Annotated in this window: 16 protein-coding genes and 2 tRNA genes; 14 read left to right on the forward strand and 4 right to left on the reverse strand. The window is 62.9% G+C overall.

What is annotated here, in order from left to right; all coding sequences use genetic code 11:
• Nucleotides 1-244: 244 nt before the first annotated feature.
• From QNO00_RS08415 to QNO00_RS08450, 8 genes are all read left to right on the forward strand, one after another.
• Nucleotides 245-317, forward strand: a tRNA-Asn gene (locus QNO00_RS08415).
• Nucleotides 318-723: 406 nt separating this feature from the next.
• Nucleotides 724-2,160, forward strand: coding sequence for a sugar porter family MFS transporter (locus QNO00_RS08420; protein WP_229967431.1), 1,437 nt, complete (start codon nt 724-726; stop codon nt 2,158-2,160).
• A 98-nt stretch (nt 2,161-2,258) separates the two neighbouring features.
• A complete protein-coding gene (locus tag QNO00_RS08425; protein WP_229967433.1) occupies nt 2,259-3,050 on the forward strand; it encodes a phage holin family protein in 792 nt (263 codons plus the stop codon).
• An 82-nt stretch (nt 3,051-3,132) separates the two neighbouring features.
• Nucleotides 3,133-3,702 (forward strand): CDP-alcohol phosphatidyltransferase family protein, encoded by a 570-nt coding sequence (locus QNO00_RS08430; protein ID WP_284024240.1) that lies wholly within the window; start codon nt 3,133-3,135, stop codon nt 3,700-3,702.
• On the forward strand, nt 3,702-4,643 hold the full coding sequence (locus QNO00_RS08435) for a DMT family transporter (protein ID WP_229967437.1): 942 nt from the start codon (nt 3,702-3,704) through the stop codon (nt 4,641-4,643). Before QNO00_RS08430 ends, QNO00_RS08435 begins: the two co-directional genes overlap by 1 nt.
• A complete protein-coding gene (locus tag QNO00_RS08440; protein WP_229967439.1) occupies nt 4,640-5,836 on the forward strand; it encodes a glycosyltransferase in 1,197 nt (398 codons plus the stop codon). The genes QNO00_RS08435 and QNO00_RS08440 overlap by 4 nt, the downstream gene beginning before the upstream one ends.
• A 143-nt stretch (nt 5,837-5,979) precedes the next feature.
• Nucleotides 5,980-6,053 (forward strand) — tRNA-Ile (locus tag QNO00_RS08445).
• Nucleotides 6,054-6,488: 435 nt separating this feature from the next.
• Nucleotides 6,489-7,100, forward strand: coding sequence for a hypothetical protein (locus tag QNO00_RS08450; protein ID WP_284024241.1), 612 nt, complete (start codon nt 6,489-6,491; stop codon nt 7,098-7,100).
• 303 nt (nt 7,101-7,403) lie between these two features.
• Here the strand turns inward: QNO00_RS08450 and QNO00_RS08455 are convergent, their stop codons facing one another.
• From QNO00_RS08455 to QNO00_RS08465, 3 genes are all read right to left on the reverse strand, one after another.
• Nucleotides 7,404-7,874 carry a TOBE domain-containing protein gene (locus tag QNO00_RS08455; protein ID WP_284024242.1) on the reverse strand — a complete coding sequence of 157 codons (471 nt, stop codon included), beginning with the start codon at nt 7,872-7,874 and terminating at the stop codon, nt 7,404-7,406.
• Between the two features lie 229 nt (nt 7,875-8,103).
• Complete coding sequence (locus tag QNO00_RS08460; protein WP_284024243.1) at nt 8,104-9,375, reverse strand: hypothetical protein; 1,272 nt, start codon at nt 9,373-9,375, stop codon at nt 8,104-8,106.
• Between the two features lie 39 nt (nt 9,376-9,414).
• Nucleotides 9,415-9,543, reverse strand: coding sequence for a hypothetical protein (locus QNO00_RS08465; protein ID WP_284024244.1), 129 nt, complete (start codon nt 9,541-9,543; stop codon nt 9,415-9,417).
• Between the two features lie 27 nt (nt 9,544-9,570).
• Here QNO00_RS08465 and QNO00_RS08470 point away from each other — a divergent pair, with 27 nt between their 5' ends.
• From QNO00_RS08470 to QNO00_RS08480, 3 genes are all read left to right on the forward strand, one after another.
• Nucleotides 9,571-10,224, forward strand: coding sequence for a hypothetical protein (locus tag QNO00_RS08470; protein WP_284024245.1), 654 nt, complete (start codon nt 9,571-9,573; stop codon nt 10,222-10,224).
• A gap of 98 nt (nt 10,225-10,322) precedes the next feature.
• A complete protein-coding gene (locus tag QNO00_RS08475; RefSeq protein ID WP_284024246.1) occupies nt 10,323-10,730 on the forward strand; it encodes a hypothetical protein in 408 nt (135 codons plus the stop codon).
• Between the two features lie 712 nt (nt 10,731-11,442).
• Nucleotides 11,443-12,627 carry an acyl-CoA dehydrogenase family protein gene (locus QNO00_RS08480; protein WP_229967441.1) on the forward strand — a complete coding sequence of 395 codons (1,185 nt, stop codon included), beginning with the start codon at nt 11,443-11,445 and terminating at the stop codon, nt 12,625-12,627.
• Nucleotides 12,628-12,772: 145 nt separating this feature from the next.
• On the opposite strand, the gene QNO00_RS08485 is transcribed toward QNO00_RS08480, so the two are convergent.
• Nucleotides 12,773-13,396 carry a murein hydrolase activator EnvC family protein gene (locus tag QNO00_RS08485; RefSeq protein ID WP_284024247.1) on the reverse strand — a complete coding sequence of 208 codons (624 nt, stop codon included), beginning with the start codon at nt 13,394-13,396 and terminating at the stop codon, nt 12,773-12,775.
• Between the two features lie 430 nt (nt 13,397-13,826).
• On the opposite strand from QNO00_RS08485, the gene rpsB reads away from it, so the two are divergent.
• The 3 genes from rpsB to pyrH all read left to right on the forward strand — a co-directional run bounded on the left by rpsB (nt 13,827) and on the right by pyrH (nt 16,562).
• On the forward strand, nt 13,827-14,717 hold the full coding sequence (gene rpsB, locus QNO00_RS08490; protein WP_284024248.1) for a 30S ribosomal protein S2: 891 nt from the start codon (nt 13,827-13,829) through the stop codon (nt 14,715-14,717).
• Between the two features lie 135 nt (nt 14,718-14,852).
• Nucleotides 14,853-15,692 (forward strand): translation elongation factor Ts, encoded by an 840-nt coding sequence (gene tsf / locus QNO00_RS08495; RefSeq protein ID WP_229967454.1) that lies wholly within the window; start codon nt 14,853-14,855, stop codon nt 15,690-15,692.
• A 138-nt stretch (nt 15,693-15,830) separates the two neighbouring features.
• Entirely contained in the window at nt 15,831-16,562 is a 732-nt protein-coding gene (pyrH, locus tag QNO00_RS08500) for a UMP kinase (protein ID WP_229967456.1), read from the forward strand.
• Nucleotides 16,563-16,604: the final 42 nt, after the last annotated feature.

The raw sequence follows: 16,604 nt of genomic DNA on the forward strand, positions 1-16,604 counted from the left end.
TTTCCCGGGCCAAGCCCGTCTCGGGTGCCCATCCGGCGCCGTTCCGGGAGGAATCGACCGTTGTGGGAAATCCCTGCCACTGCGGACCGGCAGCAGAATCCCGAAGCGGCGGCGGAAATTTCAAAACCCGCAGGGACCAGCGTGTGCCGCGGGGCCGCGGAGCGGCGGGCCGAAAGTGAGAGCCTGAACACATCGAAACCGTGCGCGGGCACTCCGCAAAGCCTGTATAGTAGAACTCGCGCTTTCCTCCGTAGCTCAATTGGCAGAGCATTCGACTGTTAATCGAAGGGTTACTGGTTCAAGTCCAGTCGGAGGAGCAAACAGGCTCCCCGGCCAGCATCACTGCTGGCCGGGGAGTCTTTTTTTGACCTTTTCCGGCGGCACGCCCGGCACCCGAGTGACGTCCGGCACTCCCGTGACACCGCGGAAGCGCGCAGGCCGACACGCAGGTGCGGCGCCCGCCGCAGCTGTGGCTGCCGCCGTCGTGCGCCAGGCGCGCCGCCCGGACGCATCCCGCCCGCCGCGAACTGGCGGCGCAGCAACGGCTGGCAGCAGGCCTCCGCCCGCAATCCGGCGCAGGCCTGCTGTTTCTTTCCAGCCCCTCTTGTCTGCTCCCCGGCTTACGTGTTCCCTCCGCCGCCCGTCGTGCCTAGGGTTATGCGTAGGATTACTAGGTTTGGGGCGGAACTTTCAAATAACCAACGACAGACAGAGGATCCTTCCATGGGCGCGAGCCAACCAAGGCCTAATCCGGGCGAGTCCGAGAAGGTGGCCCATCCATTCAAGGTGATTGCAGTCACCGTTGCGGCGGCTGTGGGCGGTCTGCTCTTCGGCTTTGACACTGCCGTCATCAACGGCGCAGTGGACGCCATTGGCGAAGAATTTACGCTTACTCCCGGCGTGCTGGGCTTCACCGTCGCCATCACCCTGCTGGGCTGCGCCGTCGGCGCCTGGTTCGCCGGGCAACTCGCCGACCGCCTGGGCCGCAAGAAAGTCATGGTCGGCGCCGCGGTGCTGTTCGCCGCCAACTCGATCGGGTCGGCCTACGCCTTCAGCGAGTGGGACCTGATGTGGTGGCGTCTGGTCGGCGGCCTCGCCATCGGAACCGCGTCGGTGATCGCCCCGGGGTACATCGCCGAAGTCGCGCCCAACAAATGGCGCGGCGCCCTGGGGTCCGTCCAGCAGCTGGCGATTACCCTGGGCATCTTTGCAGCGCTGCTCTCCGACGCGTTCCTGGCCAATTCTGCCGGCAGCGCCCTGGGCGAGCTGTGGTGGGGGCTGGCCGCATGGCGCTGGATGCTCCTGGTCGGCGTGTTCCCGGCCATCGTTTACGGTGTCCTGGCGCTCACCATCCCGGAGTCTCCGCAGTATCTGGTCCGCCAGAACCGTGATGAAGATGCCGCCAAGGTGCTCCGCACCGTCTCCGGCGTGGTGGACACCGACCTGAAGATCCGCCAGATCCGCGAGAGCTTCAAGAGCAAAAAGCCCACGTTCAAGGACCTGCGCGGCCCGAAGTTCGGCCTGCAGCCCATCCTGTGGGTGGGCATGGCCATTGCCGCCTTCCAGCAGCTCGTCGGCATCAACGCGATCTTCTACTACTCCACCACGCTGTGGCAGTCGGTGGGCTTCAGCGAAAGCGACTCGTTCACGACGTCGGTCATCACCTCGATCATCAACGTGCTCATGACCATCGTGGCCATTGCCTTCGTCGACCGGATCGGCCGCCGCAAGCTGCTCATGATCGGCTCGGCGGGGATGTTCGTGGGCCTGCTGATGGCGACGGTCTCGTTCTCGCAGGCCGAGGGCATGGGCGACGACGTCGCGCTGCCCGGCATCTGGGGCCCGGTTGCCCTGGTCGGCGCAAACCTGTTCGTGATCTTCTTCGCCGCGACGTGGGGTCCGGTCATGTGGGTCACCCTGGGCGAGGTTTTCCCGAACAACATCCGCTCCCTGGCCCTGGGCCTGGGTGCGATGGTCAACTGGATTTTCAATTTCATCGTCACCCTGTCCTTCCCGTGGGTGAGCGATAACTTCGGAGTCTGGATCATGTACGCCATCTTCACGATCTTCTCCGTGCTTTCCTTCTGGTTCGTCAAGACCAAACTGCCCGAATTCTCCGGGCGCGCACTGGAGGACCGCGAAGGCCTGGAAACCCCGTAGCGGCCCGGTACACCTGTTCACAGTGTGAAACGTGAGGAGAATGGTAATTTTGGATAATGGCAACGGCGAACAGTAATCAGGGGATGGAGGCAGGGCGCATGAATCGCTCCGCTAGCACACGAAGGACCGCAGGGAATTCGTCATTGGTGGGCCTGGCGAAGGTGATGGCCCGGTTGACCCCCCGCCAGCTGAATGACGAATTCGCGCTGGCCACTGCCGAGATGAAGCAGAAGGGCATCAAGGCGGGGGTCGCTGCGGCGTTTCTCGTCGTTGCACTGCTCTTTATCGCAGGCCTGGCCATCGCGCTGATTGTCGCCGCGATCCTGGGTTTGGCCACCGTGATGCCGGGTTGGCTTGCCGCCCTGCTGGTGGCCCTGCTGTTCCTGGTTATCGCCGCAGTGGGAGGCTTGATCGGCGTCAACCGGTTCAAGAAGACACTGCCGCTGCTGCCCGAGGAAGCCATCTACGGGCTGCGCTACGACCTCGGTGTCCTGAAGGAAGGCCGCAGCTTTGATCCGGCAACGCTGGAGAAGAAGCCGAAGGAGCCGAAGGACAAGGACAAAGACAAGAAGAAGAAAGAGCAGGCGGAGGACGGGCCGAAGCCGGCAACGCCCGAGGAGCTGCGGACCCGCGCCCGGCAGCGGCGCGAACACATCGCCGCCGTCCGCGACGGGCTGGGCGAAAAAGTTGACGTCAAGACGCAGATCAACGAGCTCAAGGCCCGCCGGGCCCGCCAGCAGCGCACCTCGGACACCGCAGGGCAGGGTGACGGGCCCTCCGCGGCCGACGACATCCTGGCCATGATCAAGGAGCGGTGGCAGCCCCTGACCGTCCTGGCGGCCTCGCTGCTGGCCATGGCCATCATGATCCGCAGGCTCGCCTCCAAGTAGGTCCCGCCATCGCTGACAGGGGGAGTGGACCGTGATCAGGTTGATCGGTGCAGGAACACGTCCGGGCCGTGAGCTAACGGTCTTGGACACTTTCTGGACGATTCCAAACCTGATCACGGTCCTCCGTTTTCTGGGGGTCCCGCTCTTCCTGGCGTTCATCCTTCGGGAGGACTACGGCCCGGCCTTCCTCACCCTCGTGATCGTGGGTTCCACCGACTGGGTGGACGGCTACCTGGCCCGCCGCCTGGACCAGGTGTCCCGGGTGGGGCAGTGGCTGGATCCGGTCGCGGACCGGTTGGCCCTGATCGTCGTCGCGGTGACCTTCGTGGTGCAGGGCATCGCACCGGCATGGCTGGTCCTGACCATCGTGATTCCCGATGCCATTCTGATCCTCAACGCGCTGGTGCTCTTTCACGGCAACCCCAACCTTCCGGTCAGCAACGTCGGGAAAATCCGGACGGCGCTGCTGCTGCTGGGGGCGCCGCTCCTGCTGCTGCAGCGGGTGCCCGGATTCGACTATGCCTGGCTGTTCACCGCAGGAAACGCCGTGCTGCTGCTGGGCTGCGCGGGGCACATCATTGCAGCGGTCGGATATCTGCGGGCCTTGTGGCATAAACATGCCCGGCTGCGCAGTGCGGCCGGGAACGGCTGATGGTTGGTTTAGCCATTGTCTGCGCCCTGGCCAGCGCGGTGTTCCTGGCCTTCGGGGCCCAGCGCCAGGGGAGCGCGGTCAGTGCCGACACCGGCGGGCTGGACCTCAATTCGTCGCAGCTGCTGCGGCTGCTGCGCAATCCGCGCTGGCTGCTGGGACTTCTCCTGCTCGCGGTGGGCATGGCCCTGAACGTGGCGGCGCTGGCCATGGCTCCGCTGACTGTGGTGCAGCCGATCGGCTCCATCGCCCTGGTCATCACCACCATCGTCAATTCCCGGGACCAGGGCCTGCGGATGAACCGCATCACCGTCGTCTCCATCGTGGCCTGCGTCCTCGGCAGCGCGCTCTTTGTCTCCCTCGCCGTCGGCGTTACGCGTGATCCCGGCGAGGTCCAGCCGGCGCAGGAACTGACCATCGTCCTGATTCTGGCCGTTGTGGTGGTGTTCTTCGGCACACTCAACGTCCTCTTCGGGCGGAAAATCGGTGCCATCGGATTCATCGTGGGTGCCGGGGTCCTCTACGGGTTCGTCGCGGTCCTGACCAAAGTCATCACCGGCGACCTGTTGAACCCCAACGGCCGCTTCCTGCTCAATGTCCCCTGGTACACCGTCGTCGGCATAGTGGTGGCCGCGGGACTGGGCGCCTGGTTCGTTCAAAGCGCCTACTCCAGCGGTCCGCCCGACCTGGTGATCGCCGGTCTGACCGTGATCGATCCGATGGTCGGCATCGCCATCGGCATCGGCGTCCTCCACGAGCTGCGGCCGGATGTACCCGCCGTGGCGGCAGTTGCCATGGGGGTGGCAGCTTTGATTGCTATCGTGGGGGTCGTTGCGCTCTCCCGTTATCACCCGGATGTTATCCAGCGGCGGGCAGAGGCACGGCACCGGCAAAAGCAGGCCGCCGAGAAAACGTCTAAAGACCAAAAGAGGGACTCCCTGTGACCGACGCAACGGCCGATAAACCGCTGACGATCCTCATTGCCTGCGACACCTATCCGCCGCACCTGAACGGGGCGGCGCAGTTCGGCTACCGGCTGGCGCGGGGAATGAACGGGCGGGGCCACGACGTGCACGTGCTGGCACCCAACGACGTCGACGGCGGCAGCCGCTCCGACCTCGACGGCGAGTGGCCGGTGCACCGCCTGCGGTCGCACGGCGTGCCGACCCACGACTACTGGCGCATCTGCCTGCCGTGGGAGATCAAGAAGGAAATCAGCCTGCTCTTTGACCGGGTGCAGCCCGACGTCGTGCACATCCAGTGCCACTACATGGTGGGGGAGTACACCCTGTACGAGGCCGAGAAGCGCGGCATCCGGGTCATCGCCACGAACCACTTCATGCCCGCAAACCTGGATCCCTTCCTGCCGTTTCCCCGGTGGCTGAAGGACATCGTGGCCAAGAACTCCTGGAAGGACATGGGCAAGGTCATGGGCCGCGCGGCCGTGGTCACCACGCCCACGCCGCTGGCCGCGAAGGCCATGCACGCCCATGCCTTCCTGCCCGACGTCCTGCCGCTGTCCAACGGCATCGACGCCTCGGTCTACGAACTGCAGCCGGGCGAGTCCGACGAACGGCACGACCATCCGACGGTCCTGTTCGTCGGCCGCCTGGCCGAAGAGAAGCACGTGGACGTAATGATCGACGCCGTGGCCAAGGCGCCGGCGCACCTGAACGTTCACGCCGAAATCATCGGCGGCGGCGAAGTCAAGGCCAGCCTGCAGGCGCAGGTGAAGCGGCTCGGCCTGGCCGACCGCGTCGTTTTCCGCGGCCTGGTGTCCGACGAGGAACTGCGCCGGGCCTATCAGCGGGCCGACGTGTTCGTGATGCCGGGAACCGCCGAACTGCAGTCCCTGGTGACGCTGGAAGCCATGTCCGCGTCCACACCGGTGCTGCTGGCCGATGCCATGGCCCTGCCGCACCTGGTGGATCCGGGTAAGAACGGCTACCTGTTCGCTCCGGGCAACAGCGATGAGCTCAGTGAACGGCTCACCGAGATCCTGCAGCTGGACACCGAGGCACGCGCCGAGATGGGTGCCCGCAGCAGGGCCATGGTGGAACGGCACAGCCTGGACGCCACCCTGCAGACCTTCGAGGATTTGTACCACGGACGGCCGGTCACGCAGGGAACCATCTAGGTCGCTGTTTCCCCGAGCCTTCCCGTGTCATCCCCCGTGTCTTCCCCCGCGTCTTCCCGTGCCGCCAATTGGCGGCACGGGCGCGGCTGCCACTAGGATGTTTCTATTGTGCTCCTCGGTGTTTGCGCGCAGAGGAGCGTCTTGGGGCTGTAGCTCAGCTGGTCAGAGCAGCGGACTCATAATCCGTGGGTCGTGGGTTCAAGCCCCACCAGCCCTACGAGATACCGGGGATTTTCGGAGGTCCAGTAGCCTCCGGAGGTCCCCGGTCATCACAAAGTCTTCACAAAGTCCGTGGAGTCGAGTGGATTAGTCCTCGTCGTAGGGATCCTGACAGGATTATTCGTCCCGCCCGATCCGCCGGACGCTGCTTGCGAGCACCCAGCCATTGTGAGCCTTCCCAGCATCGTCGACCCAGTGTAGAAGTACCTGCGTCGGCGTCCAGGCGGCCGCCTTAGCGTCTACCGTCCCAAACTGGGGAGCTCCCGCCCTCACATACAGTTCGGCCCCGTACGGGGCGTAGGTGGGACCTTCCGGCGAGTGTATGACCGCCGGGCACACGAAGCCCTTGCCGCGCTTCCATGACATCGACTGCTGGTCACGCGTAGAGCTGTCCTCCGATAGGCTGTAGTTCGCTTTTACAACTGGGGGAAAAATGAAAAAAACAGTATTGATTGCTGTCGCATCGTTGGCTCTGCTCACCGGCTGCAGCAGTACGGACGAGCCCGCGGCCAGCGAGCCGAACGTTCCACCTGCGACCGCTGATGGAAACGGCTTAAAGTCACAGGGATTGGACGGGCCGGAGCGATCTGACAGAGGAAACCTCATTGCAGAGGTGGGCAAGGCCACTGGCTACAGTATTGATGGCACGCAGATCGTGGACTTTGTTGTGACGTCCATTGTGGTGGACCCCGTTTGCACAGGGGAAACAGCAGTGCCTCCGGAAAATGGTCACTTTGTCGTCGTGAATATGGAAGTCTCAACTGCGCCTGAGCTTGCAGATGACAAGAATCCCTACTTCATGCCTGATAACTTCGATGTAATAGCGGCCAACGGAACAAACATGAATGGGATCCCGTATACAACCGCAGCTGGCTCTTGTCTTCCAAGCAATGAAATGATCACCATGACCATGGGTCCAGGCGAAAAGGCTGCAGGCTCAGTAGTGCTGGACGTCCCCACACCTTCAGGCACCCTTATCCTCGATGATTTCGCCGATAATGAGAACTGGGAGTTCGAGTACCCCACCGCTACAGCCGCAGCCTAGTCAGCTCGCCCGGCCCGCCCACGAAAGTCCCACGGCGAAGGCATGGGGCGCGGTTCCTATAGTTTCGAAACGGTTTTGCCCCGTCCTGCATGCTTCGGCGCGGGTCACCGCCTCCCACCTGATGTCTGGTAGCAGGCAGTGCTGCATCTTGTTCGCAGTTCAGCCATGCCGGGAGACCATGATGACCATGTGGTCCCTTGGGCGGTGCTCTTGCCCGTGATCTCCGCCGTGCACTCGCTCTTGCTTCCCCTAGGTTCGCCTGTCACTTTCTATTAGACCAAGTAACACTTGGTATTCCGTACATTATTCGGCGGAAAGTGCACGCAATTCCCGGGGGACAACGGTCTGCACGAGTACCCATTGGTCGGTGGTGAGGTTGAGGGCTTCGAGGGCGCCGCGGGTGACCCGGGCCACCAGCTCACCTTGTGACTCGCCGAGACGTACCCTGCACTCCTCGATGCCGGCCTTGAGCGCTGCTGTTGACCCTGACCAGGTGCTCGCGCTCCTTGAGGCAGACCTGGTACGTACCAGACACTCACGCCTGCCTGCTCGACGGTAGTCTGGCCCAACCTTATTCCGGTACTCCGTCTGCCCCCACACGAGAGCGTGAGCGTCGGGGTTGCCTGGCTCGTCATCTGCTTCGGCCCATTCGTGCTCCCGCGTCCCCTTGGTGAGATGCTCGACCTCGTCGAGGTCGGCGACCTTCTCACGGAGCCACTGCACATGCGCGTAGGTCACGCTGATCTCGTCGAGGAGCGCCTTGCTCGGGTCCACGTCCTGGTATTAGTCGGTGATGCCTAGGGTTCTGACGGCTTTCTCCATATTCCTGGTCGCTTCCTGGTCGGCGAGCCGGCGCTCGGCTGCCTTCTTCGCCTGCGGGGACTTGCCGCCATGCCGGGCGCAGCCGCGCTGGCCCTTCGTTGTGGCAGCGCCGCATGGGTCCCCATTGCGCTTCTTGGCGCCGCAGTCAGCCATGGTAAACCTATGTCCCGTCGGCAAGTGCTCATGCATCGACTTCAACTGTCTTTGGTTTTCTTTTCAGGGCAATCAAATCCTCAATGCTCGTCACCGGTTTCCGCTCACCGGGTCTGATTTCACTGACGCAATTAATAAACTCAGCACGAAAATTCTTAGAGTTCAATACGAATTTACCAAATGGATTCTTACTAAATGTGCAATCTTCGAAGTGAAATGATACCGATCGGTCTTCGGTGGCCCACATGCGGGCTCCTCTAAACTCACATTCACGAAAGTGGTAGTCTCTCGCTGCGTCGTTGTGGGTGCGGCCATAAAATACGATCCTTCCGCCGTTCATTGAGCAGTTTGAGAAGGTTGCGCTTAGAGGGTATGTCGAATGCTTCAGTGCGACTTCCAGCCTGCCGCCTTCGAGGACTAGCTTTTTAAGTGTGCTCTCGGCGACCGAGCCAGCGGATGGCGGATAGTTGTCTTCTAGTCGTACCGTCCCGCTTCGTATCGTCATCGTGTTCACCGCGAACGACCCCTCTCTCCGCGGAGAAGCGGTTACGGTGCCCCCGTCGACAATCCAATCCTCAATAGCCGTTCCAACACACGCAGTGGCGTCGACAGTCAGGCATCCCCACGCCTCATTGTCCTCCGCATCCAGCCTCATATGACGGTCTAACGTTCTCGTTATCGTCTTTCGGAATTCCTGTCCCTGTGTGGTCCTGTCACTATTAGCCAACCTTGCTGTAGAGAGTAGAAGTCCGAGAGAAGCGCTTGCCTCTCGAATATTTTCAAACTGCCGCCAAGAAATGGTGAGGCTTTCTAGTGCATGCAGGGCCGTGATTCTGTTCAAGTCCCCCTTCGTGTTAAGTAGGGTCGCAATGTCTAGGTAACGCTTGCGCAGGGTATCCAGGGTCTCCCGGTCCATCCTCTTGGATTCCATCGTCTGTGCTTTGACTGCTAGACGCTGAGTTTCAGCTGTGTATGTAAGAGTTTGTTCCGCAACCCGTTGCCTACGATATGAAAGTACAATTGTCACGCCGAGGCCGAGTGCGGCGGCCGCAGTGACCGTATTTCGTATCACAGAAAACATGCCTTCGGCGCTGAGGGGCGGGAATAAGATCCAGGCAGGACACGTAGGAGCACATTGTCTGAGATATTCCTGTTCTGCAAAATACCAGCCAAGTAAGACAAGAACGGCTAGGGAAGCGAAAAGGCCGAGGCTTACAAGGGCGGGGAGCGGTATCCCCGCCTGTTGCCTCTTCGCTTCTTGGGGGTCGTCCTTTGGGGAATCAACAGGGCTCATGCTCATAGCTGAAGCTTATCCATCGGGTCGAGAGGAATCTGGGTGCTAGCAGGCTGCGGGAGTGTGTTGCCGGAGCGGTCCACCCATCCGCCACAAGCGCAGCGGCGGGTCCTTGGCGCCGGCGCACCCGTCAGCGAGGTGATGGGACACCATGACGGTGAGCAGCTGGCCCATCAGAACACCTCCCGTAGACTCAAGCGCATGTTGCGCGGAATAGTGCTTGGGGAATTTTGGGGCATTGAACGAGATGAGTGGATTGAACTTTGGGCCGGACTCTTAGGCGCTGTTCCGGCAGCTGTACTTTCAGCCGCTGTTGCTGCACTCGTAGCGGTGTTCGTCCTTGGAAGGTCGAATAGGCACCAGCAGGCGCTGGTTGAGGAGCAGCTGAAAGTCCAGCGAAATGAGGCGGCCTTAGCCGGCGAAAAAGCTGCCATGGCCGACTTGATTGCTATCACAAACAGGTTCGTTTCGTATGGGGTGGGTACCGATCCTGACCTCATCAGAAGAGCGACTGTTTCATTCACCGCAGCCTCCTATCGATGGGCATTGGAAACAGGGGATAGGAACCATGCGTCGGTCTTGCTGAGCTGCGCCAGTGTCCTTGGTGGTGCGGGCGTTGTCGTTTCTATGACGAAAGAGGACAGCACGGGAAAGTTCGAGGACCTCCATACTGCGGTGAGGTCCATACTGAACGAGATGGTGCGACTAGTCGCGAACTTTGGGCTGGCTTGGTACTTGGACCCTCCAATCGCTCGTTCTGCAGCGCTGGAAGGTCTCCAGAAGGACGCGGAGCGTTTAGATGAGGGGGTGCATTCACTAGTGATGGCATCTGATGCAAGTGCAACTGTCGGCTGACAGATCACCATTCCGCCTTCCTGTCGTGGATGGCTTGCACGAGTGCGCGGCCTTCCGGGTCTTGGCTGTGTGCGCAGTGCCGGAGCCAGACGCTGGCCTTGTCTGCGCCGGCCAGAGTCTCGACCGGCATCTCGTCGGCCGCGGGAACGGTGCGGCGGACCACGAGCACCGGGCTCTACCGGCAGCCCTTCCCCAAGTCCGAGCACGGCCTACGCGTGCTGACTCTGCCGGCGTTCGCCGCGGTCATGCTTGCCGGTCGAAAGCTGGCGGATGATCCTGCCAAGAACCCGACCGGACTTGTCTTCCAGGCGCAGCGCGGAGGCGTCGTGGACCCGGCTAACTCCCGCCGGCAGTGGAGGTCGGCACGAGGTGAGGAGTTCGAGTGGGTGAAGCCGTCGTCCTTCCGGAAAGCTGTGGCCACCCTCTTGGATCGCGAGCTTGGGTCGTTGACGGCCGCGCGGCAGTTGGGCCATTCCTCGGACTGCTACTACATCGAGCGGAACTAGCTGGCGCCTGATTCCACGCATCCTGGACCAGTTCGCGCCTGTTTCGAAGAGCGCCGGCTAGTCATTACTTAGTCATCACAAAGTCTTCACAAAGTCCGTGGAACACCGTGTAACCGCGTGGTTTCAAGTGGAGTGTGCAGCGGCGCCGCGGCCAGTGCGAGTGGTGATGCGGGGATCGCCGTGGTGCTGCGTGGAAACCGTGCACCATATCCGTGGGTCGTGGGTTCAAGCCCCACCAGCCCTACCCTTGTTTTCTTTTGCCTAGCAGTAGCCGGTGCACGGAAAGAGCGACGGGCGACGACTCAAACCCACCGTAGGTGTGCTCTCGGCGTGCGGCCGGCGGCGAAACCCACCATACGTGCGCTCTCGGCGTGCGGCGGGCGCCCAGTGTGCAGATATGGCGACTTCAGGACGAGGATGGCCCGCCCAGGGTGCAGATATGGCGACCTCACGGCGTTGGAACCCGCCATATGTGCGCTTTCGGCGTGCGGCCGGCGGCGGAACCCACCATAGGTGCACTCTCGAAGAGGGTCGCGTGCCCAGTGTGCAGATATGGCGACCTGGCCCATTCGGAGAGTGCGCCGGGGCCGGCCGCTCAGCCTTTTCTGCTTGGCCGCACGCGATGTTGTGCGAGATATTACTCGCGGGTAACATCAGTGAGACCGGCTTCACAGCCCGGGTCACTGATGACCAGCAGCGAAGGACATTTTTCATGGCAATTATCGACGTCGACAATCTTCCCTACGCGGACGGCGACTTCTACGCATTCGAGGACCTGCTCTCGGACAAGGAGCGGGACCGGCTCCATGAGATCCGCGCCTGGCTGAAGACCGAGGTTACGCCTTTCGCGGCCGACTGGTGGAACGCGGGGGAGTTCCCGCACCACATGATCCCGAAGATTGCCGAGCTGGACGTCATGAGCCCGGTCTACCGCCAGGGCCACTCGAACCTCTTTGCCGGCCTCTGCCACGCCGAGTTCACCCGCGCGGACACCTCGTTCGCCACCTTCCTGGGCGTCCATGACGGACTGTTCACCGGTTCCATTGAGGCGCTGGCGTCCGAAGAGCAGAAGGCCGCGTGGCTGCCGGACATCTACTCGCTGAAGAAAATCGGAGCTTTCGGCCTGACCGAACCGCTCGGCGGCTCCGACGTGGCCGGCGGAACCCGCACCACCGCCCGCCGCGACGGGGACAACTGGATCCTCAACGGCGAAAAGCGCTGGATCGGCAACGCCACGTTCTCCGACTGGGTGGTCATTTACGCCCGCGACGTGGCAGACAACCAGGTGAAGGGCTTCCTGGTCGACACCAAGACCAAGGGCTACAGCGCCACCAAGATTGAAAACAAGATTGCCCTGCGCACCGTGCAGAACGCCGACATCGTGCTGGACAACGTGGTGGTCAGCGACGACTTCCACCTCAAGGGCGCCAACAGCTTCAAGGACACCAACAAGGTCCTCAAGGTCACCCGGCTGTCCGTTGCCTGGCAGGCAGTGGGCCAGCAGATGGCCGCCTTTGACGTGGCCCGCAAGTACGCCGTGGAGCGCCATCAGTTCGGCAAGCCGCTGGCTTCCTTCCAGCTGGTGCAGGACCAGCTGGTCCAGATCCTGGGCAACACCGTCAGCTCGATGGGCATGATGGTCCGCCTCGCGCAGCTTGAGGACCTCGGCCAGGCCAAGGATGAGCAGTCCGCACTGGCCAAGGCCTTCACCACCGCCCGCATGCGCGAATCCGTGGCCATGGGCCGCAGCATCCTCGGCGGCAACGGAATCGTCACCGACTACGGCATGGCCAAGATCTTCTCCGATGCCGAGGCAATTTACTCCTACGAAGGCACCTACGAGATCAACACCCTCGTCACCGGCCGCGCCATCACCGGCGTGGCGGCGTTCGTCTAGAACGTTTCGCCTGCGGAGGCAGCTGAAGCTGTTCCCGGGCAAGGCAAGCGCAGAGCAAGACAAGCGATGCACAGGTGTGGCCGGTCCTCTCGGGGGCCGGCCACACCTGTTTCCGTCTGGTCGCATGGTGTCCGGGAAGCACTCTTCAGCGGAGCGGCAACAACACGGACGGCCTCCGATCCGTGACGTAGTTCAGCGGATTGACGTATTCCTGATTGAGCCGCACGCCCCAGTGCAGGCATGAGGCTGCGCAATGGCCCGGAACCGCCGACGCAGGATCAGCCAGATGGCCCAGCACCTCGCCCTCGGCCACGCTGTCGCCGGCCATCTTTTCCGCGTGCACCGGCTCGAAGCTTGCGAGCAGGCCGCCGCCGAGATCCACCGTCAGGACCGGACGGTTCACCACCCAGCCGGCAAACACCACTGTCCCCGACGCCGGACTGAGAACCGGTGCCCCCGGCAATGCCTCCAGATCGACTCCGCGGTGCCCGGCAAGCCAGCGCTGCGCAGGCGCCTGGAAGGTGCTGAGCACAGCGGGTTCGGGGGAGAGGGGCCAGCTCCACGGAGGCTGAAACCCGGCAGCGGATTGCACCGGCGCCTTGGCCTGCTCGTCCCAGCCAACCGCGGGGACGGCCACCGCCAGAATCATCGCCGCCAGGACTCCGGCCATGGCCAGGGGCCGCAGTCGGGACCGGCGGTGTCCGGGGCCGGGGCCGGACACCGCCGGCATGGTGCGGCCGGGTTCTTCTCGGGTCCACGTTTTTCCCATGTCCGGAGTCTGCCCCGGCTTTCCTGGCCGGCGCGGGCCCTCCGCGCCGGCTGTGGACAACTTGCCCCGGTGGACTTCTGAACCGGTCCTGGGGAGGACAAAAGCTCCACGGAGCTGGTGTATAGTTGACGAAGCAGTTTGCTGTGCCATGTTCCCTGCCCGCAGGGAGGACGCCGCCCGGGATTTCACCGAAACCCGAGCGGAGGTCGCACGGAATTCTGACTACGCGTGTCCCAATTATCCCGGCCTTTCCTCGGAGAAGCCGCGGGTGCTCTTCCATCGGTCCGGTAAGCCGGCAGGGAGGGCATGCTGACCTTCAGCTGATGGGCACCAGGAGCTTCACCCGCCCGGGTGTACAGCTATAAACCGTCAATTGGCAGCAGGACTTCCGTGCTTCGGCACGCCGTCTGCTGCCGGAAGGAGTGACGACATGCCCGTCGTTACAATGCGCCAGCTGCTCGACAGCGGCGTCCACTTTGGACACCAGACCCGTCGCTGGAACCCGAAGATGAAGCGTTTCATCTTCACCGAGCGCAACGGCATCTACATCATCGACCTGCAGCAGTCGCTGTCCTACATCGACCGCGCCTACGAGTTCGTCAAGGCCACCGTTGCCCACGGCGGAACCGTACTGTTCGTCGGTACCAAGAAGCAGGCCCAGGAAGCCATCGCCGAGCAGGCCACCCGTGTTGGCCAGCCCTACGTGAACCAGCGCTGGCTCGGCGGTATGCTCACCAACTTCCAGACCGTTGCCAAGCGCATCCAGCGTCTGAAGGAACTCGAAGAGATCGACTTCGACGATGTTGCCGGTTCCGGCCACACCAAGAAGGAACTGCTGCTGCTGAAGCGCGAGCTCACCAAGCTGCAGACCAACCTCGGCGGCATCCGCAACCTGACCAAGGCTCCGTCCGTGGTCTGGATCGTTGATACCCAGAAGGAACACCTCGCCATTGACGAGGCCAAGAAGCTGAACATCCCGGTTGTTGCCATCCTGGACAGCAACTGCGATCCCGACGACGTCGACTTCCCGATCCCGGGTAACGACGACGCCATCCGCTCCGTCAACCTGCTGACCCGCGTTATCGCCGACGCCGTTGCTGAGGGCCTGATCGTCCGCCACAACAAGTCCGGCAACACGGAAGCACCGGCCGAGCCGCTGGCCGAGTGGGAGCGCGAGCTCCTCGAGGCTCCTGCCGCTGAAGCTGCTCCCGCCGCTGAAGCAGCTCCGGCTGCCGAAGAGGCCGTCGAAGCTGAAGCAGCAGTAGAGGCTCCGGCCGAAGCCGCTGCCGAGGCTCCGGCCGCGGAAGCAACAGAGAAGTAAATAGAAGTTCCTTGGGTCACCGCTGCTGAGGCCGCGGCGACCCGAGGGTATCTGCTGGCGCGGCTGGCCGGAATTTTCCGGCCAGCCGCTCTGGCGGAATCTCACCAAACTTACAACGGGAGGACTGGAGTCCAAATGGCGAACTACACCGCTGCTGATATCAAGGCTCTGCGCGAGCGCACAGGCGCCGGCATGATGGATGTGAAGAAGGCTCTTGACGAGGCCAACGGCGATGCCGACAAGGCCATGGAGCTCATCCGCATCAAGGGCCTGAAGGGCGCCACCAAGCGCGAAGGCCGTTCCACCGCCGAGGGCCTGGTTGCTGCCAAGGTCATCGACGGCACCGCCGGCGTCATGATCGAGCTCAACTGCGAAACCGACTTCGTTGCCAAGTCGCCCAAGTTCATTGAACTGGCCGCCAAGGTTCTGGACGCCGCCGTGGAGTCCGCTGCTGCTGACGCCGAGACGCTTCTGGCCTACAACGTTGACGGCAAGCCGCTCTCCGACGTCATCGTCGAAGAAGGCGCCATCCTGGGCGAGAAGGTTGTCGTCCGCCGGGTTGCACGCCTCGAAGGCAAGACCGTTGATGCCTACCTGCACAAGACCTCCAAGGACCTTCCGGCCCAGGTTGGCGTGCTGTTCGCTGTGGATGGTGACAGCGACGAGGCAAAGACCGCTGCACACGACATCGCAGTGCACACCGCCGCTTACGCTCCCACGTACCTCACGCGCGAAGAAGTTCCCGCCGAGACCGTGGAAAACGAACGCCGCATCGCTGACGAGACGGCACGCGCCGAGGGCAAGCCCGAAGCCGCGCTGACCAAGATCGTCGAAGGCCGCATGACCGGTTTCTACAAGGAAATCGTGCTGCTGGACCAGCCGTTCGCGAAGGACGCCAAGAAGACCGTGGCAAAGGTACTCGAAGAAGCCGGTACCGCACCGTCCGGCTTCGCCCGTTTCCGCGTAGGCGCCTAGCCTCCAAGGCACTGGACCTGACGGAAGCGTCATTATGAACAACTGGGGTGGTCACCAAGGTGACCGCCCCTTTTGTCTGCCCAAAACTGCTCTCTACTCTATAAACCAAGCACGTCCTATGCCCCGGGAGGCACCACCATGGCCCACGTCCTGAAAGAAACCGCTTTGGCGCGCCGACGCGTGCTGCTCAAGCTCTCCGGCGAAGTCTTCGGCGGAGGAAAACTCGGCGTGGACCCGGATACGGTGCGCGCCGTCGCCAAGCAGATTGCCGCGACCGTCGGCGAGGTCGAGGTCGCGATCGTGGTGGGCGGCGGAAACTTCTTCCGCGGCGCCGAACTGTCCCAGAGCGGCATGGACCGCTCCCGGGCCGACTACATGGGCATGCTGGGCACCGTGATGAACTGCCTGGCCCTGCAGGACTTCCTGGAACAGGCCGGCGTCGAGACCCGCGTCCAGAGCGCCATCACCATGGGACAGGTCGCCGAGGCGTACATTCCGCGGCGCGCCATCCGCCACCTGGAAAAGGGCCGCGTGGTCATCTTCGGCGCCGGCGCCGGACTGCCCTACTTCTCCACTGACACCGTCGCCGCCCAGCGCGCCCTCGAGGTGCACGCCGACGAGGTGCTCATGGCCAAGAGCGGCGTCGACGGCGTCTACACCGCCGACCCCAACAAGGATCCCAGCGCGGTACGGCTCGAAACCCTCACGTACGACGACGCCCTGCGCCAGGACATCCGCGTCATGGACCAGACGGCGATGACGATGTGCAAGGACAATGACCTCAACATGGTGGTCTTTGGCATGGAGGGCGAAGGCAACGTCACCCGCGCCATCCGCGGCGAGAAGATCGGCACCATCGTTTCCAACTAGGCTTACCGCCTCACCGTTCCGGGTCCGCGCCTGCGGGCCTGG

This window comes from Arthrobacter sp. zg-Y1219 (assembly GCF_030125545.1).
Lineage (GTDB): Bacteria > Actinomycetota > Actinomycetes > Actinomycetales > Micrococcaceae > Arthrobacter_B.